The organism is Streptococcus gordonii (assembly GCF_001553855.1).
In the GTDB taxonomy this organism is placed as follows: domain Bacteria; phylum Bacillota; class Bacilli; order Lactobacillales; family Streptococcaceae; genus Streptococcus; species Streptococcus gordonii.
Window position 1 is genome coordinate 1 of sequence record NZ_LQWV01000020.1, and the last position, 350, is coordinate 350.

Annotated in this window: 1 protein-coding gene; it reads right to left on the reverse strand. The window is 56.0% G+C overall.

Features of this window, described 5'->3' with window-relative positions; genetic code table 11:
* Positions 1–41: 41 nt before the first annotated feature.
* On the reverse strand, positions 42–350 hold a 309-nt coding region (locus tag AWH02_RS11105; protein ID WP_236708900.1), incomplete at its 5' end, for an MSCRAMM family adhesin SdrC.

Below are 350 nucleotides of genomic sequence, written 5' to 3' on the forward strand. Positions count from 1 at the left end.
AGTGCATCGGTAAGTGCCAGTGAATCCGCGTCTACGAGTGCCTAAGTATGTGCGAGCGAATCGGCTTCCACAAGCGCTTCAGTAAGTGCCAGCGAATCAGCGTATACGAGTGCCTCGGTATCTGCCAGTGAGTCCGCCTCAACTAGCGCCTCAGTTTCTGCAAGCGAGTCAGCTTCGACGAGCGCCTCAGTAAGTGCGAGCGAGTCCGCTTCAATGAGTGCCTCAGTAAGTGCGAGTGAGTCAGCGTCCACGAGCGCATCTGTATCTGCGAGTGAATCGGCCTCCACCAGTGCGTCTGTTTCTGCCAGTGAATCCGCGTCTATGAGCGCTTCAGTTTCTGCCAGTGAGTC